At 49.9% G+C, this 23,812-nt stretch carries 13 protein-coding genes; all 13 read right to left on the bottom strand.

Annotation, left to right across the window (positions count from 1 at the left end; all coding sequences use genetic code 11):
* Window positions 1-74 precede the first annotated feature (74 nt).
* Complete coding sequence (locus GCU44_RS11790) at window positions 75-1,064, bottom strand: FecR domain-containing protein (protein WP_161993934.1); 990 nt, start codon at window positions 1,062-1,064, stop codon at window positions 75-77.
* Between the two features lie 180 nt (window positions 1,065-1,244).
* Window positions 1,245-1,829, bottom strand: coding sequence for an RNA polymerase sigma factor (locus GCU44_RS11785; RefSeq protein ID WP_241684923.1), 585 nt, complete (start codon window positions 1,827-1,829; stop codon window positions 1,245-1,247).
* 183 nt (window positions 1,830-2,012) lie between these two features.
* Window positions 2,013-4,250, bottom strand: a complete 2,238-nt coding sequence (locus GCU44_RS11780) for a right-handed parallel beta-helix repeat-containing protein (RefSeq protein ID WP_154856574.1) — start codon at window positions 4,248-4,250, stop codon at window positions 2,013-2,015.
* A 69-nt stretch (window positions 4,251-4,319) separates the two neighbouring features.
* Window positions 4,320-6,605 (bottom strand): DUF5703 domain-containing protein, encoded by a 2,286-nt coding sequence (locus GCU44_RS11775; RefSeq protein ID WP_154856573.1) that lies wholly within the window; start codon window positions 6,603-6,605, stop codon window positions 4,320-4,322.
* 23 nt (window positions 6,606-6,628) lie between these two features.
* Complete coding sequence (locus tag GCU44_RS11770) at window positions 6,629-9,454, bottom strand: hypothetical protein (RefSeq protein ID WP_154856572.1); 2,826 nt, start codon at window positions 9,452-9,454, stop codon at window positions 6,629-6,631.
* 277 nt (window positions 9,455-9,731) lie between these two features.
* Entirely contained in the window at window positions 9,732-11,150 is a 1,419-nt protein-coding gene (locus GCU44_RS11765) for a sulfatase-like hydrolase/transferase (protein WP_154856571.1), read from the bottom strand.
* A 36-nt stretch (window positions 11,151-11,186) separates the two neighbouring features.
* Window positions 11,187-12,605 (bottom strand): sulfatase family protein, encoded by a 1,419-nt coding sequence (locus GCU44_RS11760; protein WP_241684922.1) that lies wholly within the window; start codon window positions 12,603-12,605, stop codon window positions 11,187-11,189.
* Window positions 12,606-12,798: 193 nt separating this feature from the next.
* A complete protein-coding gene (locus GCU44_RS11755; protein ID WP_154856570.1) occupies window positions 12,799-14,928 on the bottom strand; it encodes a right-handed parallel beta-helix repeat-containing protein in 2,130 nt (709 codons plus the stop codon).
* Between the two features lie 111 nt (window positions 14,929-15,039).
* Window positions 15,040-17,187, bottom strand: a complete 2,148-nt coding sequence (locus GCU44_RS11750) for a glucuronyl esterase domain-containing protein (RefSeq protein WP_161993933.1) — start codon at window positions 17,185-17,187, stop codon at window positions 15,040-15,042.
* Between the two features lie 243 nt (window positions 17,188-17,430).
* Window positions 17,431-19,878 carry a hypothetical protein gene (locus tag GCU44_RS11745; RefSeq protein WP_154856568.1) on the bottom strand — a complete coding sequence of 816 codons (2,448 nt, stop codon included), beginning with the start codon at window positions 19,876-19,878 and terminating at the stop codon, window positions 17,431-17,433.
* A 58-nt stretch (window positions 19,879-19,936) separates the two neighbouring features.
* Window positions 19,937-21,025 (bottom strand): glycoside hydrolase family 172 protein, encoded by a 1,089-nt coding sequence (locus GCU44_RS11740; protein ID WP_161993932.1) that lies wholly within the window; start codon window positions 21,023-21,025, stop codon window positions 19,937-19,939.
* A 211-nt stretch (window positions 21,026-21,236) separates the two neighbouring features.
* Window positions 21,237-21,560: a hypothetical protein gene (locus GCU44_RS11735; RefSeq protein ID WP_154856566.1), complete on the bottom strand. Its 324-nt coding sequence runs from the start codon at window positions 21,558-21,560 to the stop codon at window positions 21,237-21,239.
* A 172-nt stretch (window positions 21,561-21,732) separates the two neighbouring features.
* The gene (locus tag GCU44_RS11730; protein WP_154856565.1) at window positions 21,733-23,808 is read right to left on the bottom strand and encodes a glycoside hydrolase family 172 protein; all 2,076 of its coding nucleotides are present in this window, start codon (window positions 23,806-23,808) and stop codon (window positions 21,733-21,735) included.
* Between the last annotated feature and the right edge of the window lie 4 nt (window positions 23,809-23,812).

The raw sequence follows: 23,812 nt of genomic DNA, 5'->3' as shown, positions 1-23,812 counted from the left end.
AGTAAAGCAGCAGGGTAAAATGTTTCATTTGGCGATGGGGATTTTATCCTGCTTTTGATTTTTATCATAGGCAATCAAAATTTTATTCGGACATTCTTATTATCAATCTCGTAGTCAAAACCAAGCGAGAAACTCAACCCGGTCAAAATAGCGTCCAGGCTTTCGTTCTTGAAAAGCCCCGTAACTTTTCTGTTCGTATCGCCGCTGCGCTCAAATCGGACACCGTACCAGTTTTCCAGGGATTGGAGGATCTCGCCAAAAGGCTCGCTTTGAAACCGGATCATCCCCTCCTTCCATAACGTCGTCTGCATGGGATCAAACGTCCCTTTGCTCAATGCAGAATGGGCATTCAATTGAACCGAAGCCATCTCGCCCGGCTCTAGCGAAAGCTGTTCGTCCTCCCTGGCAACGGCTACCTTGCCCTCCGTCAGTGAAATCCGAACGACTTCCTCTCTGGCATAGGCATTGAATGCCGTGCCCAAAGCCGTTGTTTTTACCGTACCGGTCTTCACTTCAAAGGGCCTTTCCTTATCCGGTGCAACGGTGAAGAATGCCTCGCCCTCTAACTCGATCTCCCGGGTTCGAACGCCAAAGTCCGAATAAAACGTGATGGTGGAAAGGGAATTGACAATCACCTCGGACTGATCCGGTAAGCGTAGCGTCAACTTTTCACCAGCCTGGGTGTGTTTTTGGATCTTTGTCGGGGGCAGCACCGCCAGCGGTTCTACCGTATCCTTTTGAACGAAGGCCTCGTGCAGGTAAAAGGCAGAGAACGCAACCAATAAAAAGGAAGCCGCCATTCGGCCAAAAGTAAAGAAGAACCTAGAAATCCGTGTAGCAGGCCGCTGCCTCTGGCGTTTCACAGTGGCCCGGTGGATCTGCTCCAGCAATTGCCGTTGCTTGGACTCGGTCACCTGTGGGAGCGCTTCCGCTTCCCACGTCTTCCGAAGCATGTCGATAAAGCGGTCTTCCGCTCCATTTTCTGCCAGCCACTCGGTCACCTCCCGATTCTCCTCAGGTGTGGTACGGTTATTCAAAAATCGGATCAGCTTTTCTTCTTTCAAAACGCGGGTTGTTTCAAGCAATACACTTGAAACAAACATATTACGTAAAAAAATAAAAAAATTATTCTACCCCAGCATCAACCGGGTAGTTGATGGAAATTAAATTTGGAATTTACAGTATAAATTGTTAGAAAATTCGGTTGTTTCTCAACGCAATGGGACTCGAAAACAACCGGTACTTTACAGAAAAAGAAACAGCAGCGGTCCATACAGGGAGGTTTTATGCATCAGTTCCCCCTTTAGGAATTTCGTAGCCAGGTAAATGTGGTGTTCAACCGTCCTTCGAGACAGGCACATCCGGGAAGCAATTTCATCGGGGCTCAAACCCTCAATCTTATTCAAGACAAAAACCTGCTGCTGGGTTTTGGGTAGATTTCGAATCAGCTCTGTGGCTGCATCTTCCAGTTCTTTGTAGGTCAACTTTTCAAAAACGTTTTCCGTACTTACGCAATACTTTTCCGGAATATCCTCAATGGTACAGTTTTTCTTTTGGTTTCTTAATTTATTGAGCAGCTGATTTTTAACGGATTGGAACAAATAGGCTTTGAAGTTTTTGTTCTCGTCCAGGGATTTTCGTCCCTCCCAAATTTTTATAAATATCACTTGTACGGTCTCCTCTGCCTCCATTTCATCGCTCAGGTACTTGTAGGCAAAACCGAGCAGTTTGGGCAGAAACCGGTGGTACAATTCGTCAAAAGCCTTCATATCCCCTTGCCTAAGGGAACGTACCAACTCCTTCTCACTTTGATGTATAAGCGGTCTCAATCTCCGGGTTTAAGTTAATCGATGAAATTCCTATCGGGCCCTATGGCTAAAAACCGCACAAAAGCATACCGACAAGTTTTTTCTCAGGGTTTCCCCTATAACAACTAAATGTAAAAAAAATAACTGAATAAACTAATCCTTCGCTTAAAATCCAGGCTTATCGTAGCCAAATCGGGACCTAACTTATTCCGGTAATTCGGTCCGAAACTCGTCCCGGTACAGACCCATTTGGTCGAAGGGTAGGGCCTCAAATCCCTCGATTCGTTTGAATACCTCGGCATGGGGTTTCAGGTTGAAATTCCCGTTTTCGTAATCAACAAATCCCGGATCTTCGTCTGTTCGAAAATTGTTCACCGATTCGAATTGCGCATGTTCCCCACCCATTCGGTGCACCGGGTCTTCAGGCCCACCCACGATAAGGTTTCCTGACAGGACATTTCTACGCGCCCGCATGCCTTCCCATTCCTCGCCTTCAACTATCGGATGCAGGTAATTTCGTAGCCCGGGATACCGCTCTGAATAGGGTGGCTGATCCACGGCTACGTTTTCCAATAGGCGCCTTCTCAGGAGACCGGCTTCACCAAACATGGAAGGGCCTCCGCCACTATACCAGGTGTAATAATGGGCCGATACGACCGCGGTGTGGGAAATGGGCTCGATGACGATATTGTTTTTCATGATCAAATCCCAGCCACTATTGGTAAAAAGCACGCCGTGTTTGGTATTCATCTTATAAAACACGTTGCCGTATACCAGTACATCGGTGGTGGAATCATCGCAGTAAATGCCCATGTTCATGCGCTCGGGGTTGCCGCAATGGTGAAAATAATTGTACCGAAGCACATTGCCGCGGTCACTGGGGTCCCGTCCAATGTACCAGGGAGAGGTATCGTCCGAATTGAGCGTTACGTGGTGGATGTGGTTGTACTCGAAAAGGTGATCGTTTCCATGCACGTATATTCCCTGCCACTCGGAATCGAATATCTCGGAATGACTGATCCGGTTGCCCACGCCGTCAACATTGATCCCTGCCCACAGAAATTTGTTGCGCCGATTATAGGTGTGCACCTTACAGTTTTCTACATAATTATTACCCGGTATCAGCTTGCGCTTATTTCCTCCACTTAAATAAATCCCGCCGCTACCGGTGTTGTAGACGTCGCAGCTCAGAATTCCGTGATTGGTTCCGGCTTTTCGGTCCCAGTGGGTGTATTTGTAAATATGCCCCTGCAAATTGCCAATTCTACGGGACACCGGCACGCCGTCGTAGTCGTCATGGGTAATGAATGGGAAGGTTTGCATTGCCCCCTGCCCCATAAATATCCCACTGGTACCGACGTTCCGAACGGTGCATCCGGCTATTAAATTTCCGGTTCCCCGTTCCAGGTAGATACCGATGCCTCTGCCCACTTCTACCGTCAGGTCCCGAATGACCACATGGCTTGCTCCTTCCAGGCTGATGATGGGGTCTTCCAGCAGGGAGACCATTACGGAACCCTCGGCAATCGAGCTTGGTGGCCAAAAATACAACATACCGGACTGCCTGTCCAGGTACCATTCGCCCGGACGATCGAGTTCCTCAAGAATATTGTAAGCGACGTAGTGCTGAAAATCCCGCCCGCTCCCTACACCGTACAGGGAAGGCATGGCCAGTCTCACCTGTTTCGTTTTTGGGTCGATCGATTCCACTCGTATATTATCGTCCGCAAAGCCGTACATAAAAGTTCCCTGAAACCACACATCGTGCTGACCGACCCAGGCCTCGTGGCGGGGGTCGGTGTATTCGAAAACTCCGCCGCGGTTACTATAGTCCTGATTTCGAGGCACGGAACCGGGGTCAATGACTGTTCCGATTTTCACGTATCCTTCGTTCGGGTACCTTGCCAGGGTCATGGCTTCGGCATTGAAGAACAGCTCCAGGGGCGCAGGAGTAACGGGCATGGCATGGCCGTATTGGCGGATCGCCCCGAAATCGTTCCTACCCAATTCCTTCAAATTGGCCTGAAGTACTGCGTTTCGGGCACCGGTTGAAAGCCGCTGGAGGACGGTGGGGTCCGACACCTTTTTGAATGCTTCCGCGGGAATATTTTTTCCTCCGGTGATGCGTACATCTTCTCCAGGCATTGCCCGCCAGACAATTGGTGCGCCTGGCTTTCCCGAATCGTGTTCGTTCAATACCAGGGAATGCGTCTGCTCGTAGTGCCCGCCCCCAATCCAAACGGTACCTCCTCCCTCGGCCAGTTCGCCGGTTACCGCATACTGTCGAAGGAGGTCCCGTGCTGCCTGCAGTGAGGCTACCGGTTCTTCCCGGGTGCCGGGATTGCTATCGTTTCCGGCCTTGGAAACATACAGATCCTGCGCCTGGGCGGCAACTGCGAGGGTAACTACACATAGAATGCTTACAGCAAAAGATCGTCTCATGGGGCAGGAACGGGTTTAATTGCAATAGCGGGCGACGAAAGGATTGCTCCAGGGCTCCACTTTTTTTTGCTAACGGTTAAACATATGGACCATGTCTTCCCGGCGCTTTTCGGGAGAAACGTGTAGAAAGGTGATTTCTCCATTTTCCAGCTTTCCTTCTATCGTGGTGTTTTGGGGAGCGTGCAGTTTAAACGCCACGTCCCAGTGTTTGGGCCAGGCGGGAAACAGGTACAGTTCATCCCCCTCGTATTGCAGCAACATCCGCTGCAGAGCAATCATGGCAACGGAACCGTGGCATTGGTCGGGCGTCCAATCGTAATTTGGGCCCCACATGGTGGGAAAGCGGTAGGCAGTAGTACCGGCGTTGAAATAGGCAGCCATCAGTTCGGCAGCTTCCTCGGTAAGTCCCAGGTAAGCCGCCTTGATGGAATGCTGCTGCCAGCCCCGGTTTTCCCGGGACTCTCGGGCAGTAAACGTACGTATGGCCAGGTCCAGGCTGTCTTTCCCAACGCCAAATCGACGGTAGGGAAAAATGGCATACAACTCCGGATTTTCAATATTCCGCTTCCCACTGTAGGCATGTGCCGGAGCCAATCGCTGCTCCCCGGCTACCTCCCGCAGGGGAATTTCCGGTAGCTCTCCCAACAATCTGCGGTAGCTGGCCCGTTGGGCTTCGGTCAGGAATGACTCCGGCAACGCGAGTAATTCCGAACAAACCCTGGCAATCCCTACAATTTCCGGCAGGGGATTGACTGCCTGTTGGTAGGTCTCCAGGGCCATGGCCGGGTCAAACAGAATCTTGCCGTTTTCGTCCCGCTCCCAATGCTCATCAAAAAAGCGCATAACGGCGGTGACCACCGGAAGAATCTGTGTTTTCAGGGTTTCTTCGTCGTTGGTAAAGTCGTAATAGTCCAGTCCCATGAGCGAAAACTCCAGCCCGCTTTGCCAGTAGTACCGGATAAAGGTATTAACCGGTGTACCCAGCGGAAGGCTATCGGGGCGGTCAAGGCCGTAATTGGCCTCGGCAAATGTGCCCCAGTGCCGCATGGTCTCCAAATAAAAGGCCCCCTCATGCCCGTAGTAGGTTTTCGTGGCATATTTTCGGATTTCCAACAGCTCCCGGTACAGCTGAAAAAGCGGTTGCATCAAATCGTAATCGCCGGCTTCCAGCATGGACCAATACGGGAGGCGGGTGTTTTGCCACCAGTAGGGCCCACCCCACTGACGGTAATCGGCGTCGAATCCTCCGTAGCGGTTGTCCAGGTGCTTGGTATCTACCGTGAAGATGGACCCGTTGAATTTGATCGGGTACCTGCCCCTTCCCGAACAGGCATGCATGTAGCGTTGAAGATTGTAATTCTTTGAGACATTGGCCACTTTTTCCTTTTCCTGTTCCTTTTGGCTGCTCACAAAAATATAGCTTCTGTCCCAAAAGGACTGCCACCAGTCGGCATGCGCTTCTCGGCGTTGTTCGCGGGATCGTGCAGTAACGTTTCGGGCGAGCTCACCGATCGCTTGTTCCCATTCACCCAAACTTTCGGTTTGGGCCGTCAATGCGACTACGGATACCGAAAATTGGGTCAGGGCCTCCATTGATTCCAGTTTGCCGGGGGAGGTTTTTCGCAAGGCCTCCGAATGGATGAGCGCTCCAAAGGTCGCGTGTAGCAAAGGATCCTTTCCTTTCGCGATAAACCCTTCCAATCCTTGCATTTTGAGGTTTGCCTCCCATATGGACGATTCGTTTCGGTGCGCCCAGACCAGGCTTTCCGGATCCCGGTCAAGGAGGCTGTCTTTCGCTACCTGTATGGACTGCAAGCCGTAGGCCGAGTGGATTTCCACCTTATCGGCGATCTCCCGTGGCACGAGTCTCCAGGGTTCGGTGGTCACCGATGCGCTGATCTCCTTCCGGCTTTTTACGTCCAGTTCTACCACCGGGTGGTTGGCGTCGACCCAGACCTCTATTTCTACCCGGTCTTCTGAATTTCCCGCCTCAATGTGTATGTAACCGTCCCGCAGGATCAGTTCCTGCGAAAAGGAATTTCCTTCCCGAAACGGGTTGGGAGACAGGGCCAAACGCACCTTTCCCAACTTCAGCAAACGCGCATTCCCACTCCAGGCATCGGTTTTGGACAGGTAAAACACGACATCTCCATTTTCCTCCACCCAGAAGTTGATGCCGATATCGCCATTTCCGGCCGGCATGGAGCCCAGGGAATTTTTTGAGGGACTATCCCAGCGAACGTTGCAATCGTCCAGCCCGGGAAGGAACGGCTTGCCGGAGGGTTCAGTCGTTTGCGCCTGGGCCAGCTGCCCGGTAAAAAAGAGTAAAAGAACAAAAAGGGTCTGAACATACATGGTTTCGGTACGTTAGCGCGGGGTTATTTTAACACAAAATAGCGGTATCCCCGTGCAGGAATGGTGACTTCCACATTCAGGCTGTAATCGCGGGTTACGGATAGGGTCTTCGGTATTCCCCATTGGTCTTCCAGCTGCACCTGCTCGTGTAGCCCGGTATAGTATACCGGAACCCGAAGGGTTCGGGTGATTTCCTGGTTCAGGGGATTGTACAGCATAAGCAAGCCTTTTTCTTCCCCGCTTGGGTTTACGTGCAGGATACCGTCCCAATCGCGCCCATCCGGCCGCCGCAGGTGGATGAGGTCTGCATCCAGGACCTCCCGGTGTTTTTTATAAAAGCCCACCCATTTCTCAACCAATGCTTTGGTTTCGGGCGCATCGTACAATTGCGGACCCCGGTAGCAGGCCTGCACGCCGGAGCCAAAGAGGTTGGCCAGGCGTTGTTCGTAATGCGGCAGGTGCGCTTTTAGTGGTTCGATCGTGGCGGCTTCCCCTCCCCCATGGTATTGTACCAGCGGTACAAACATCCAGCCCATGGAGGGCGTCTTGGTCCAGGTCCCGTCGTAGATATTTTGGCGCTCGATGATTTCCTGCTGGGCCCGGGGCAGGGACCAATTGGTTTCGCGGTAACCCATCCCGGTTTTATTGCTGCCGGCAAGAAAATAGTAATCCGGGACGTTCAGGTAAATCCCCCGGGACCGGGCCCATTGGTAAAATTCCGAAATCCGCCGGTATTGGTTCCATTGGGAATCGGCCAGTCCCTTGTGTCCGGGATGATCCGTTGCCGCACACACATCGCCTGGATACGAACCGTCGTGCTCCAGGATATCGAGTCCGGTTTTACGGTATAGATTATACAGGGTTTCAAAATAATCCTGGCCCCATTCGCTTTCCAGGCAGGGCGAATTCCCAAATCGGGGTGTCATCCCGGCTGGCATTACCACGTCGTTTCCTCCCCCTACCCGGCGACTAGCCAGCAGGGAATAACCGCCCAGGGCGATTCCCTTTGCATGGGCGTAATCGGCAAGTTCTTTCAACCGGTCCAGGTTTTCCGGGCTGTCGTCTTCGGCATTGAATCCACTGCCAAAAGTCATGATCACCATTTCAAATCCCACCTCGGCACTCTGGTCAATCGCTTTTTTCACCGCTTCCGTGTCCGCCGAACGGACGTGCATCAGGATGGGGTTTTCGGTCACCCAGGGCGCCAGGGAGCGCATCATGCGCCGGTGCTCCAAGCCTTTTCGTTCGCGGTCCCAGCTATCGTGTAACAGCTCCCATACCCGATACGATGAAAAGGAGGCCCCCGGGTTCAGCTCCTGCTCCGGCCCGTATTTGGGCGATACCTCCAGCAAAACGGGCATGGTGCGCTCGTAGTTGACCTGAGTTTTGTACAAGGGATCCGGTTTCCAGGCAATGCTGGAGCGCAAGACGTTTTCGGAGGTCATGCCGCCGAAGTTGTAATCGGTTTCGATCGTTACATTGGGAAGCTGCCACTGCTCCCGGCTGTCGACGGTGCTTTCGGGTTCTGTCACCGCCAGGATTTCACTGGTAAACGAATTAACGGTCACCAACCTGTCGGAGCGATTTTCAACGGTAATCCATTTGCTGAACACCGGGAGGCCGTCGTATAATTCGTAGTGCACGTTTACGGTTATACCCAGCAGGTAGCGGTAGGATGCCAGGCTGGCATCTTTTGCATTGGGAGAAATCTCCCCAAGCATAAAAAATTCGTCGATTTTGCTGCGGCCAATGGCTCCTTTTTCGGAATGGTCGGTATTACCGCCCGATGCATCCATTTTACCAATACGGACATGTTGTGGCGCCTCCTGCTGTGAAACCGTACCCACTGCCTGCCAGTCCTCTTTGTCGTGGGACCAGCTGGCCTGCAACTGACCCTTGGTCCATTCCATCCGCAACCAAACCGGTTTCCCGCTTTCCGGGCCGGGCAGACGTTGCTCCTGCTGCCCGTTGTAAAACCCGATCGCGTTGTCGCCCGGACGAAGGTTGACTTTAATCACCTTGTCGGAAAACACCAGTCCGATCCCGGGTCCCCAACTGCTGCTCCGGTCCGTACCCGGATCAATTTTCGCCAGAAAAACCCTGGCTTCCGGAAGCATCGGCTGCTCGGCATACACCGCCGTATGGGCCAAAGCCATGATTTCTCCCGCTTTCCCTTCGTTGATAAAGGAATTTCGTTCATGGGCAGGTGATTCCACGCGTTTCCAATTTTCGTGCAGGGAAGCGAAAGAGTCTCCGAACAGGATTTTGCGACTTTGGTCAGCGATTGATCGTTCCGAGAGCACCTGTATCGCCTCCTCGTCCAATTGGTAACTAAAGACAAGTTCTTTTCCCGGTGCCGGCCAAGGCATGTCTTTGGGCATCCATTCGGGTCGTTTTTTCCAGGCAAAACGCTCCTTGGTGTTTTCGACGGTATGAGATACCAGTTTGAAGGACCCTGGATCTGCTTTCATGGAAGCGATCCATTCCGGAAGCAAATAATTGTGAATGGGCTGCCCGGTTAGTCCGCCCACGTCAAAAGCGATTCCGTTCAATTGAATGGCTGCTTCGGGACGCACCGAGCGCAAGAAGGACTCCCCGGTCTGCAGGTGTTCCAGTCCGATGGTCGCCCCGTTCGGCGCGGTGGCAAAGGTCCGGCTCACCAGACCGTTGCGCAGCACCAGGTGACCGTCTTGGGTGGTTTGCACGCTGGCGGGCTGATTGGAGCGATAGAGAAGCCAGTCGCTTTCCGCGGCCAATGGTGCCTTTTGAGCAATGGGTGCTGCCTGCTGTGCCGGGGCAAAGAGAGGGCCCACGCAGCAAATTAGGAAAACAAAAAAGCTAATTTTCATCTGTTTCTACTTTGATTTTCTTAGGTCATACCTTGTTCCGTACCAAAGGTCGGGATGGAATCTCGCTTTCATTATCATCCCTTCCTGTGAAGGGTACGGCAGCCCCGATGTCATGTGCTTATCATGGCTTCTTACCGGTCACCACTGCCACCGATTCCAGATCGGGAAGACCGCCTACAGATTGCCATCTTCCATAGCCGCCGATGTATCGCATTCGGTAGTAAACCAGGGATGGTGTGCGCCCTTCTTTAGGGCTACTTTTCTCTTGAGCTGGCATTTAGGGAAGAATGGTGCCCAGCGGATCGTTTACCGCCCGCTGTTGATCGGCCAGTAAAACCAACAACTGCCGTTTCACTCCCTCATAGGCCGGGTCGTCCGAACGATCCCGTAATTCTTCTGGATCTTTTTCCAGGTCAAACACCAGGGTTTTATTCAATTTCGGGTAGAAAATCAATTTGTATCGGTCCGTCCGTACCATTCGTTGCAGGTTCAGGTAGGAACTGTAAATGCTCGGATAGGCACTTGGGGCATCCTCCTTGATGTAGGGCATCAGGCTGTTGAAAACCGTGGTTTTTGGTTTTTCGATGCCAGCAAGGTCCAGGATGGTGGCACTGACGTCTTGCAGGTACACCTGTTGCTGGTATTTTTTGCCTTTCGGCACACCCGGGCCTACCAGGAGCAGGGGAGCCCGGACGCTGTGGTCAAACATGTTTTGTTTTCCCATCAAGCCGTGATGGCCCACCGCCAGACCGTGATCGGCCGTAAATAAAATGTACGTGTTGTCGGCTTTGCCGGATGCCTCCAACGCATCCAGTATTTTCCCGATCTGCGCATCCATGTGGCTGATGATGGCGTAGTACTCCTGTATGTTTTTTCGGACCGAATAGGCGGTTCGGGGAAAGGGAGCCAGGGCTTCGTCCCGTAATTTTTCACTCAACCCGATGCTGTCCTTATACGGGTACCTATCCATATGACTGGCTGGTAAGGCAATGCTTTCCACGGGGTACAAATCGACAAATTCCTTCGGCGCCTGCCGGGGATCATGGGGGGCATTGAATGCCAGGTACATCATAAAGGGCGATGCCCGTTTGCTCGCCTGATCCAGAAAACCCAGCGCATCATCCGCCAACACCTCGGACCAGTGCTTTCCTCCCTTCCAAAATCCCTCAAAGCGCGTATCCCAGGGTTGCCAGGTGGTATCTGTCTCGCTTTTGGGGCGGCTGTAGCCTTCCGGTGTTTGGTTGGGCATGCCGGGTCTGACGTGTACCACGTTTTGAAAAACGCTTTCTGCATCCGCTTTTACGTGCCATTTTCCCGTCATGTAGGTTTCGTAACCTGATTTTTCGAGCAATTGGGGCCAAAACTGACCCGCATCGGCCATTTGCTGAAAGTTTTTTTCCTGCGCCTGCGCATCCCATACCGAAAGGCCGCTGATCATCATGGCCCGGCTGGCCACGCAAACGGCACCGTTCCAGGCGCCCATATTATAGGCATGGGTAAAGGCCGAACCTGCATTGACCAATCGATCCAAATTGGGGGTTAGCACCTCCGGATGCCCAAGGGCACCGATCAGGTCGTAGCGTTGGTCATCGGAAAAGATGAAGATAAAATTGGGTTTCTCCTTACCGGATTGCTGCGCTTGTGCTAGTTGCATTAGCGATAAGGTAATCCCTAGAAAGAGTAGTTTGATGTTCATGATTTGGGTTTCTGTTAAATACGTGTAGGAACAGGATCAATAATCTGCTCCGCGATTGCTTTTTTCACAAGAGAGGAGCCAATTTTCCAGTTCCCCGGATAATGCGGCTACTTTTTGAGGATGTGCCGCAGCGATATCGGTTGTTTCACCGGGATCATGGATCAAGTCAAATAAGGCGAAATTTTCTCCACTATCTGCCGAATACAATTTGAATTGGTTATCCATGATGACCTGTTGGTTTTGAAACCGGAAAGCGATGGTGGATGCTCTCGTTTGCTTATTTTCCTGAATTCGTGGAAAAACATCGGCACCGTCCAGGGGCTTCACTCCCTTTTGCTTATCAATGCCCAATATACCCAATAGTGTCGGAAAAATATCACTGGTAGAAATCGGAAGATTGGTTTTCTGTCCCCCGTCAATTTTTGCCGGCCATTCGATCAGGGCGGGAACGCGGATACCGCCTTCGTACAGGCTGCGTTTTCTTCCCCGAAACGGTCCGGCTGATCCCTGAGTCCGGTTGACCGGTTCCGGCCCTTCCGGTCCATTGTCGCTGCAAAATAGAATCAGGGTATTTTCGGCAATTCCCTTCTCCCGGAGAACGCTTCGTAGCCGTCCGATCTGTTCGTCCATGGCCGTTATGCTGCCGTAATAGTGTTGTTGGTCTTCGGACAAATCGGCATACAAATTTCGGTATTCGGGTCCTGCTACCACCGGTAGGTGGGGCGTATGAAACCAGATGACCGATAGAAAGGGTTGGCCCGTTTCCGCAGCCCGGTGGATAAAGGGAATGACCCGATCCATGATGACCCGGGAATCGTCTCCAGAGAGGTTATCGGTTACTTTTTGGTTTTCTCCCGACCAGTAGTAGGTACCAAAATGCTCCCCCGGCACCCGCTTGCCAATATCTCCCGCAGTAGGGCCCGGCGTGACCATGGGGTCCCAGGTGGGTACCTTGGATTCGGTAGAAAAGGAGACATCGAAGCCGTTTTCCCAGGGCGGTGCATAATGGGCTGCTCCCCGGGGGCCTCCCCTATTGGCATCTTTTTCGGTCACCGTCAAGGTACCCAAATGCCATTTTCCAAAATGGCCAGTGGTATACCCTTGTACTTTTACCAGTTCGGCCAGGGTGAGTTCTTCTTTTTTCATGTGTCCGGTATTGGCATGGGTGATGCCGTATCGTTCCGGGTGCCTGCCGGTGAGCACACTTGCCCGCGTGGGCGAGCAAACGGCGGAGGCCGCATAAAAGCGACGCAAGACCAGACCATTTTGAGCCATGGCATCGAGTGCTGGGGTTTGGATCATTTCGTTTCCATTAAACCCCACGTCTCCCCAGCCCAGATCATCGGCCATGATCAGGATGATGTTGGGGGAATCTGGGGTTTGCCCAAAACCCATGGTCCCCAAAAAACAAAAAGAAACCAGGAATACAAAACTAATTTTTCTTTTATTATTCATGTAGTTATACGTGTTACGTGACGATCACCTGCCTTGCCCAATGTGAAATCGAGAGGATCTCGCCTGTTTCCTCCGATATTTTTCTGGATTCGGCATCTTCAATTTTCCTGGCTGCATAGATTCTGGATTACCTGAGCCGTCCACAGCCAGTGCTTGCTGATGCGCCTTTTTCCGCCTTGGACAGAAACGACGATCACTTTTCCAACTCACCAACGATCTCCTCAAATAGCGCTATCCGCTCCTTATCCAGACTTGCCAGTTTTTTCCATTCATCCGACCCATACACACCTGCCTTTGAATAGTCAAAAGGCTTGAAGCCAATTTTACGGGCTATGGACGGGGATTTCAGCCGGTAATCGTGGTTCTCCGCGTCAACAAACCCCGGGTCAGCCAACAGGGAATTTTGGTCTTTTTGATTTTCCCAATCCGAAAAGGACATGTTTTGGAAAAGCGGCTCCGCTGTACGGGTATCCCAGTAGCAATTGTTGCCCATCTTGACGTTTGCCTCTTTCCAATCGCCCAGCAACATCTCACCGGTATGGGTGTAGACTATGTTGTGAGAAAATTCAAAAGACAGATGCGCTTCCACCCGGGTAAATTGCAGCTGACCCTTCAAATTAGAGGCAAAAATATTGTTTCGTATTCGGTTCTCTTTACCGTAATGCTGGTGGAAACCGGAATTTTTGCAAGCATAGACCAGGTTGTTTTCCATACGCACCTGGCTGGCACCCTCGTCGGTATACAGGCCCCAGCCACCATACGTGGCGGAATAGACGTGGTGAATGACGTTGTGATGAACTTGCGTGCCGATGGCCTCGGACAGCACATACACGCCCCCCATGTCGGACAGCTCCCCCCATCCCAGGTGATGGATGTGATTGTAGGCGATCTCGTTGCCCGTAGCGGGGCTCTTAAACGGTCCTTCCGTCCATTCCGGATTGCCGTTTTTATCGGGTATCTGGGTTACCACCCCGCTCGCTGCATAACCCCACATCCAGCCAACCGAAACACCGGAATACCTAAAATCCGCAATCTCGTTATGGGAAATCTCATTGTCTCGGGAGTGAAAAATAATGACGCCCACGGCGCTTGGAAACAAATGCCCTCCATCCCGGATGATGCTGTTGTGGACGAGATTGTTTGCCGAAACATCCGCGTCCTCGCGGTGGTAGAGAAAATCGCCGATCTTCACGCCACCGGCCCCCAAGTCGTGCAAGTAACTATGCCTGATCCGGCTGTTGGTGCATTGCCGCCTGAACCAGACGCCATACAATCCGGTATGCGCCACCTCACAGTTGTCGAACAGGATATTGTCTGCGTAATCAACCGTGATGCTGGCATCCACTGTAGCCGCCGCCTGTAGGGGATCGTGCCCCTGCCTTGGCATGTGATAGCCCGCCACTTTGAAGCGGATGTTTTTAAATGCTTTGTTGCTGACCGGATTCGATGGGTCTCCGCTGATGGTGATAAATTTGTCGGTAACGGGCACATAGGCAGCGATGGACTCCAACGCCTCTCCCTCCCTCGGGATGTAATACAGGTACCCGTCCTCTTTCCAAAGCCATTCCCCGGGAGCATCCAATGCAGCCGGTACGTTTTCGATTTTGTAGTTCGTAAGGTCGTCCAGCCGATTCCAGGGCTGCATGCCCTTTCCCCGGATGTATACCAGGGAAGAATCCGCATCAAAATGGTCGATGAATTTTCGGGTGACGTCCCACTTGTGGTACAAGGAAATCACGGCCTGCTGGATGTGCTCGGGATTTTCGATATTTAGCAAGGCAAGGTCCTCGGGGTTTAGCCGCAGCTTTTGGATGGCAAACTCCGGCAAACGCCCCTGCCCCTGTTCCAACACCGTTTGTTCGACACCCATCACCTGAAAAAACCCGGTGTTGGGCATCCTGGCCCGAATGGCTCGTTTACCGTTTACAAAGAGCTGCTCTACGGGGAAATTACCCGCATAAGGTGGGGGAACAGCCGCTCGCCACAGTCGGTTGCTTACCTTTTCCCAGCTGCTCACCGCTACGCCCCCATACAGATTGACCGGATCGCCCATTCCTTCAAAAACGATCGGTGCCGCATCGGCAGCGCTGAGCTCCAGCGGAGCCGTCAGGTAATAATCCCCCGGGGCAATTTTAACCCATACGGAATCGGCTGTACCCAGCTTCCGGATAAAATCCCTGGCTCCGGTCAGGGAAGCCAGCGGTTTCTCCAGCGTACCGGGATTGGTATCGGCCCCATGGGGCGCCACGTAAAGGATGGTTGCCCTGGGTCCCCCGGAGGCCCACAGCGTAAGGAATAATGCAAGTAACCCGATCAGGTTCATTTTTGCGACTCGTTTCGGTTTGTATGAAAATCCAAACTTTACCCCGTATTACCAAATTTTTTTATCCATTTAACCCAAATCAGGCGGCTCGAACGGGAGCACCGCCCGGGGCTAGCGTGCTGCTTGATCCAACCATTCGACCAGCACCTCCTGCTGATCTTTTTGAAACCGGCACACATCGTCCGGGGCCAGGAAGGTTAAACCTCCCTGCCCGGTCCAGGCCGTTTGGGCTTCTTTGATTCCCCGACGGATGTCCTCCGAGTCCGCAAACCGATCGCGTAGGGGCGCATAGACCAGCAGCTTGCGTGGAGCAATCAGCCGGATAAGGTCCGGGTAATCGAAGGGGATTTCGGATTCCCTTCCCTGATACAGCCCCAACTTGGGCAAGACCTGGTGCCACTGCCACAAACGGCGGATCCCACCGGTTGGCTTTTCATCCGTATCCGTTCGCATGGGGGTAAAGCCGCTAAACGAAGCCAGGCCGGCAATTCGTTGGTCGAGCGCCGTGGCATACAGGCCGACCATTCCTCCATAGGCAAATCCACAGATAAAAATCTTTGCGGGATCCGTTGACGGAATTTTCTCCGCTGCTATCCCTTTGCCCGCCAACAGATAATCGATTACATCGCTCACATCCGATACGGCCCTACCCAGCAGCGATGCGTGCGGGTTATTCGCATAAAAGCCAAAGGCGTCGGTAAGCTGGTCACCAAACCCGAACTGATCGTACCCGACCACCAGGTATCCTTCCTGAGCCAGCCGCCAGTATACGGTAGTTTCCTCCACGCCGTAGCCTTCGTTGCTTCCGTGCGAATAATTCCAGGGATGCAGCCAGATCACCGTGCCTTTGTAATCGCTACGGTTGGGATCGAAATACACATTGCCGTTCCTATTTTGACCAAAGGCAAAAGGTACCCGTTTTAGTCCACCGGGATTCCACCGGTCCCTCGACCAGGCTGGGACGCCCAATTCCTCCTCGGTTTTTAACCGATATTGCGGTTGGCTTCCACCATTGATCGCTTTTTCTCCCAGCATCCAGCGAATTTTTTCCGGCAGGGGTTGGTTGGTTTTCAAGTGTAGGTCGCTTTCCCGTTGTTTTGCTTTCCAGCCTTCAAAATCGAATTGGTGGTGTAGAACCTCCGGGAAGTCTTCGCGGGTGAAGGAATTTCTTCCAAATGTATGATCGAAATAATCAAACATGTGTTGGGTGTGGGCTTCGGTGATCGGATTGTGTTGCCCTTTTCGGTAGCTCAGGTAAATGTTGTCCTCCACGCCCAAAAATGCATACACTTTTTTTGCATTTACGTAATTCCGTTCCACCCCGAACGTTGGGTCACTGCCGTCATTGTATGCGGTATGGAGCATCAGATTCCGAGGAGCAATGGTAGCCAGGAGGGCATTGCCTTCGATGGGCAATTCGTGTTCGCGACCCAGAAAATCGGTTAAGCCGCTTTTTGCCCATACTTCCGGAAAGTCACCTACCGATTCCATAAAGGTATGCCGGGAAGCGAACCGGTACGAAGTACCGGTTGGCGAACCGGAACTACGGGCGATTACTGTTTTGATGCGCCGATCGAATGCTGCTGCGTAAATCGCTTGCTTTCCGTACCGGGAATGCCCCGCGATGCCTACGGCGCTGGTGTCAATGCGGTATCCCTGTGCCTCGTCCAGTAGGTAATCAAGTGCCCTACTGGCCAGCCAGGCCTGAATCCCCAGCGATGAGGCCCAACCTGCCTCGGGGTATTCTTCCTGAAACTGCTTCCAGACCGATTGGTAATCCGGATACGCTTCTTCGGAATGGTGGGCGTCTAAACCCGGGTAGAGGCAGACAACATACCCGCGTTTGAGCGCTTCCTCCGCCCAGGGCAGCTGGTAGTCTTTGGGTTGGGTCAAGAACAACGGCCGGGCTTTTTGGTCGGTACCGGCAGGTTCCCAGAGAGCAATTTCAAAGGATTGCTTGCCTGGTGTGTCAAAGGTCAGTAGCAGGCGTTTTCGGGTGCTTCCATCCGTTTCTTTTGCGATGCTGCGAAGCTCGGCCGACAGCAGTGCCGGCACCTCGTTGGGGTAATGCCCGATAAAATAAGTTTGCCAAAGGTCGTGGATTTCATTTCTCCGTCTTTCCCAATCAGCCCTTGTCTGCACCTGGCTTCCGTCGAGAAATGTCAGGGCGTCGGGCAGGTCGGCGTTTGCATAGGTTTGGGCTTGGAGGCTGCCTAGGGAAAGCAGCAAGACGGAAAAAAGTAGGGTGCATTTGTTCATCTGCGGATACATTTCTTTCAGTAGCTGGCGCAGGGGCTAAGGCTGCGCATGGCCAAAAATGCAGAAATTATGCGGATTTCGGAGAGTTTTTGGGAATAAAAATGGGGAGAGCTGTGTTAATGGAGAACTATAAGGAACCCAAATGCTTTCTCCCCCACTCTTTTTTCGCCCTGCTTGTCGACAGTTTGGCAAATAGACCATTGAACTGTCCTCTAACCGCTACCCTCGGTTATTAGAAGAACGCTATTTAAGTTTGCTGACACTTACTAATTCCGCAGGTCCTTCAGTCCTGATTTCAAACTTTAAATTGGAAGCACCTTCTTCACCAAACTCAGCATCTACTATTATGACATTTGTTCCGTTTTTCAATGTGGGTAAGTCAAATGCATAATTAATTTCCTGTATGATATTACGGTTTCTATCGAGAAGGTTAAGTTCGCCTTTCGTATTTAGTTCCACAATTTGATAGGGTTCCATTTCCACAAGGATTTCCAACTGCTGCGTTTTATTTATCTCCAGAGCGATTTTTGCGACATTGGCGCCGGGTGCATTTGGTTTAGGTAATAGAACTACAGAAAAAACAAGCGGTTGTTCCTGATAGGGGTTATTGCATTCAAAAATGCTATGCAAGGGCTCACCTGGTTGTCTTATTTTCCGCTCAAAAACAAATTGCTCAACGTTAAGCGGGTAAAGATTCCAAGTTTTTGCGCCCGTGCGTTCCAAATGAAATTCCTTATTGATGTCTTCCAACCGTTTTTTCTGATCAGGAGAAAAAGCATCCGCCATTCGAGCGGTTTCCCATGTTTTAATGGCATCAAAAATGGCTTCACTCTGTCCGTTTTTTTCTACTGCATCGAAACTTACATTAAAGGCAAATCCCGCATCAAATCCTGCTGCCCGTGCCAGTAACCACTCGGTGTCTTCAACACTCGTCTGACTGTTCATGCTAAACCATCCAAGCATTGATGGCAGAAGGTTTCTCCGGTAAAAATCCTGGTTCATTAAACGGTACATGGTTTGGCTTTCCCTGAATCCTGCATACCAGGGTTCACCCCAATTGTATCGTGTATTCATATGCCAGTTAAAATGGCTGGGATTGCTGGCATCGTTGATTACATTCCCTTTTAAGTCTTCAGACAAGTGATCATACCAGGTTTTTGTAAAAAGACTTCTGGCATATTGCCCCATACCGGTTGACCATACGCCTTCCAGTCCGTCGAAAGACACTTGTTTTAAACCTGTTTCATTAAAAAAGCGTGCAATTGTTTCGGCAATTTCCTCAGAAAGTTCAGCATTGCTTAAAAATACCTTGTAACCATGATCCATCAGTTTTTCAATTTTTGCACCTTTTTCATGCGGAGTTGTTTTTGTGTCGAATGCTCCCCGCACACAACCCGTTAACCGCCAAGGTTTTTCCATTGAAACTTCCCGGTAACGGATTATTTCATTTCCGATGACCACCGAATGGAGGGAATTATTTTCCATCTGGTTGAAAAAGACAGGAGATTCGATAAAAATTTCGTCATCGGTTGAACTGATCGCTTTGGTAAGTACACTCTGCCCAACGTTTGCAAGCCGTTTATCAGGAACTGGAGTAACATAGGGATCGTTGGTGGTAATAAAATTAGAAAGGGTATGCACACCGAGCTTTATTCCCGCTTTATCGGCACGCTGAACACAACGCTTCATGCTTCCCCAGTTATCAGGAAAAGTTCTTTCATTCAGTTTAAAATGCCCCCAAGTTTCAAACGGGCCACCGTGGTAAAGATACTCAAGCCCCGCTTTTTTGGTCAGTTCGATGGCCTGATCCAAATTCTCCTCACCAAAGCCGATAATTAGGTATGAAGCAGTGGATTTGCGACTTTTTTTCGCCCATTCCCCGTCAATAAGTGGATGGGGCAATCCTTCAGTACGTTCAATTAAGCCGATTACATCCAACGCTTTTTCTGCCGGGCAACCAAACAAGGCAATTTTTGAACCAACCACTCCACCATCCTCATAATCGGGCGCCACATAGTGTGTATGGCCCCAGTTCGATATTATTCTTTCCTGGCTTCTGTTCCTGCAATATGCCTGCAATACGCTTCCGAAATCTGTGTGTTTTGCAGTCTGTCCCCGATACAATATCTTAACCGATTCGTCCACGTCAATTAAATTGTCGGTTGAGAAGATATCATAAGCAGGTTCGATATCGCTTTCATTGTCAGGATATCCGCCCAACGTTTTTACGTTAAGCGCCTGAATTCCAATGGCAAATTCTTTATTCCTCACAACTCCCACACTTTCGCCAACAGTTTCCTTTATTTTAGTGTGGTAAGGGCCCCAAATAACAAGTTCCACTTTGTCAACCGAGCTAATTTCTGCTAATTCGAATGTAAGGTATTCTTCTTTTTCTGCAACCGCTAGCCGGGCCTCTACATTGTTTTGCGTATACTTTAAAACAATAATCTCACCATTCAACCGCGCACTAGAAGGAGTTTCTATTTTCCCGTTTAAATAGATACTTAAAATCGGACTGGACTGATTTCCCACGATATACTCTGTGCCGTTTAATTTGTCCCGTACACTGGTTATGTTTCCTTCATTATTAAGCGAAACAGCAAACGAATTGGTTTGAAAGTTTAAATTTTCAGATTGTCCGAAGGCACTTAGAAAGCAGCTAATCAGAAATATCGTAGCAATTATTTTCATGATTTATTTATTTATCTAATTTCATTTAACTCAATTTATAAAAAACAAAATCATGATCTTATTTCAGGTATGGAAAAACCCGTTCGTGTAAATCCTTTGTTCTTATATTAAGCCCTGGGAGTTCTGGAAGGTTATTTTCCCGCTTATCCAGGTAAAAATAGGCTGTTGCAGAAACATCATCGCTTCGATAAAAATTTGTTGATGTTACCGGAAAATCGTCATCTTCAACCTGAGGTGGATTTTCTTCATCGAGAAGCCGGCGATGAATGGTTTTATTCCCATCGTTCCCCAAAAACCAAACCGGGGTAATATCGGCTCCATTTTCCCTCATTTCAGCAATTTTGATTTTGTCGGCATTACCCATTTGTTGAATGGTGACTTTACATGCCGAATGAAAATACACCGGATCCTGAAGATGGTACCGGTAAAATGCATAAATGTCATGGTTTTTATCTGCAACCGGAGAGCCAAAATAGCGGGAAGCAAATTCCCCCTGTCCCCAACCGGTTCCAATATAATCTTCTGTTCCCGTTCCCACGAGCGTTGGCAAATCCTTGTCCCCATCGAGAAATATTTTTACTTCACCTTCACCAAACCATGTTCCGCGGTAAACAGAATCGCCGATAACGCCAATATTGGTTCCAATATACCGCCCACGTCCCTCTACGGTGGGCAGAATAACATAGTCTTCACCGGGAGTCGTTTTCATATCCCGGTTCCAGTAGGCATGAAAATATAACACATCATCCGGAAGTTTCTCCACCTGCAGGTAATTGATGTCGTACCATATCCATGCCTCTTCATCTGATTCGTTCGTTAGGGTAATGACTGCCGATTCTCGAAAAGGCATAGGGACAGTAAAATTAAACGAACGAGCTTCGGGACTGGAAAAGAGCTCACTATCAAATTTTGCCGATAATCCCAATCCTATCCCAAAAAAATCGCCGATTGGTGCCGATACAGCCGGTTTTTCGGCCCCGTCCCAAAACATATCAATCCGAACAGCTCTTCGTTGCCTGGCATTAACACCAATGGTACCGCTAAGCCACATCCGGTTGATAATGCCCGCACCGCCTACATCAAAAATCGTTTGGGATGCGCCAGGCTGAACAATGTAAAAGGCATTGCCTTTCGCTCCCTTGTTCATAAAACCACCTTTGCCTTTTTCTCCAGTTGGATTTTCAGGGCTAATCCAACGGCTATGAACTCCGGCTGGAGCAGCCCGGTATAGTTCAGTAATGCTGCCTGCATTCCAGTATGTTTGTTCATTATGAACCCCGCAACTGGCAATTAACAAAGTGGCAGCCAGAAACAATCCAAACATTCTTTTACTATTCAGTTTATTCATAGTACTCTTTCTAAGTTAATTTATACTTCACCTTAAATGTGCGTTTTCTTAAAATAAAATAACTGTATCCTTTTGCCGGGATTTCCACTTCAATTGCAATTTCAACATCGCGGGAGACAGTAGCGATTTGGTTTCCCTGCTGGTTTTCCAACACTAACCGACTGTGCAGCCCTGTATAGTATACCGGAACGGTGATAGTGCGTGTAATTTGTTTGTTCATCGAATGGTACAACATGAGTAATCCCTTTTCCTTATCCTCAGAATTTACGTGCAAAATACCGTCCCAGTCACGGCCATCGGAGCGGCGCAAATGGATGATGTCGGCATCAAGCACTCCGTGGTGTTTTTTGTATTTATTTCACCTGCTTTTCCTTCATTAATCTACGAATTACGGGTATCGGCGCCCGATTCAATGCGTTTCCAATTTACATGCAGTGTTTCAAACGAATCGCCAAACAAGCTGAAAAATAACAAATTATGGGTTTTATATACGGTTGGTTTCATACTTACCGGTTTAGGAAATTATTTTCAATCAGAAAAAAATCAACTCCAAGCGCAGCTTTTTGGTCAATATTCTGGGCTTCCTCGTTTATCCCTTCAAATACAAATTTTATTTTGAAAGCATTGTCAACCGGACTATGTTCGCCCAAATCGATATAGGGACTTGTAATTCCGGCGTGGTTTGAATAGAGATCTTGCGTGAGTATATGTTTATTATTTACGAATATTTTAAAAATTCCGCTATTTCGACCAACTGCTGTTGCGATTTTTAGTTTTGATGGTTCAAATTGTTCCGTAAGTGTAAATTCGGCAAAATCTCCGGGCTGTTCAAACCAAAGATTTTTCAAATCGCCGTTACTTGTTTCTCCCCAAACCTGAATCTCAGCAAAATCCTCACCGACTGCTTCAGACTTTCCAGAAAGGTTTATGTTTTCAGCTTCCAGCGCACCCCCCACCACAAACAATTCGTTTTTTGCATTTTCAATGAACGCTTGGAGATCCTCTAGTTTAGGCAGGGCTTGTGCTGCCATTTCCGGCGATGGCGGCCGATTATGTGTTACACCCGGTACTCCATACCAAAATGTAGTTTGGGCGTATTGCAAATAAAACCAGCTTTGCCTCGTTCCGCAGGAAGACTCAAAATCAAATTTAATTTTTTCATTGAACGGAATGGCATCGAGAACCCTCGTACGGGAGCATACATTATAGCCCTGTGAACGGGGATGTCCGACAATAATATTTCCGAGGAATGGTTTCGAAAACTGGTCAGCAGGAGTAGGAACAACACCACCGGCCCAGCCATAGTAATCTTCTGTTCCGGTACCAAAATGAGAAGGGAAATTCCTGTCAAAATCGTCATCTACATAAATTTTTTCGTCACCTTCGCCCCACCATCCCTCGGTAGGATTCAGTACCGTCCACTGGTCGCCAACAACGACCCCCTGGCCCTCAGCCGAGAGAAAATTCCAGTCGAACAACGGAAAAGTGGGAGTCGGCGAATCGTGACGCCATGAGGCATAAAAATGCATGCTATTTTCATTCCACCGGTATTCATTTTGAATAGTCTTCAACGATACGGTAACGGGTTGATCAACCAGATTTATAAGGCCTACGGAGCCGCTTTCCCGGTAAGGCATTACCCACCTGCAAATCATGGTACTGTCTTCTTTTACTGAACGCTCCCACATATCGTAGGTCTCAATTTTTCCTACATTGTTAAAAAAATCGCCAACGGGCGTCCACACGGTCGTGTTTCCATCGAACTGACCGGTCAAAATGATTGAACGAAGTGCCTGAGAATAATTTTCTGCTGCATGAATTTTGATCTCCAATTGACGAAGGGCATGTTGTCCCTCCGGGAGTTGCACCTTCAGTGTGTCTCCCTTTTTTAGGATTTGCTCCTCCTCCGATACCATACCTACTGCCGCTGGAGGATTCAAAAGAATTGCTCCAATTTCTTCCGTCAGGCCAGCCAGATCATCGAAATCTTTTCTTGTAAAGGTTTTCACGGGCGTTCCCTTCGGATACTTTCGATAGTTAATAATGTTGTAAAACGATTTTCTATCCATCGTTATCTTACAACTTTTGGCATAGGGGATCGGGAAATACAAGTTTCCTGCACGAGCAGTCTCCTCTGCAAAAGGAGGTTTTACAAAGTCTTGGCCTTTGACTAATTCGAAAAAATTAGTATTGATAACCGGATCTGGATTTCCATCAAGATAAAATTTAATGTTGGCACCCGTCGTATCATTAAGCCCGTAATAGAAACATACGGCCCATATTTTGGTAATCACACCGGGGCCTTCGTCTTCCATGATTACCCATTCTGTTTCACCGTTCACGTCTTCGGTCCGGATAAATCCAATTCCGTCAGAGTCTGCAAACCAACCGGGCTTATCCGGAGAAATTGACTCCCGGTTATAGCTGCTCGCTTGCAAGCTTTGGTAGTCCTTTTCGGGGAAGCGCGTGAGTTGTTCACGGTCGACCATTTCCTTGAGTAGGGTAGAGAGGTTTAGTTCGTTACTCCTTTGGCAGGAAACACAAACCACTACAGCTATGACAAAGCAAAATAGTTTATCCATTGTG

The sequence above is a fragment of the Cyclobacterium xiamenense genome (genome assembly GCF_009467825.1).
Lineage (GTDB): Bacteria > Bacteroidota > Bacteroidia > Cytophagales > Cyclobacteriaceae > Cyclobacterium > Cyclobacterium xiamenense.
This window is presented reverse-complemented; position numbering and strand designations above follow the sequence as displayed.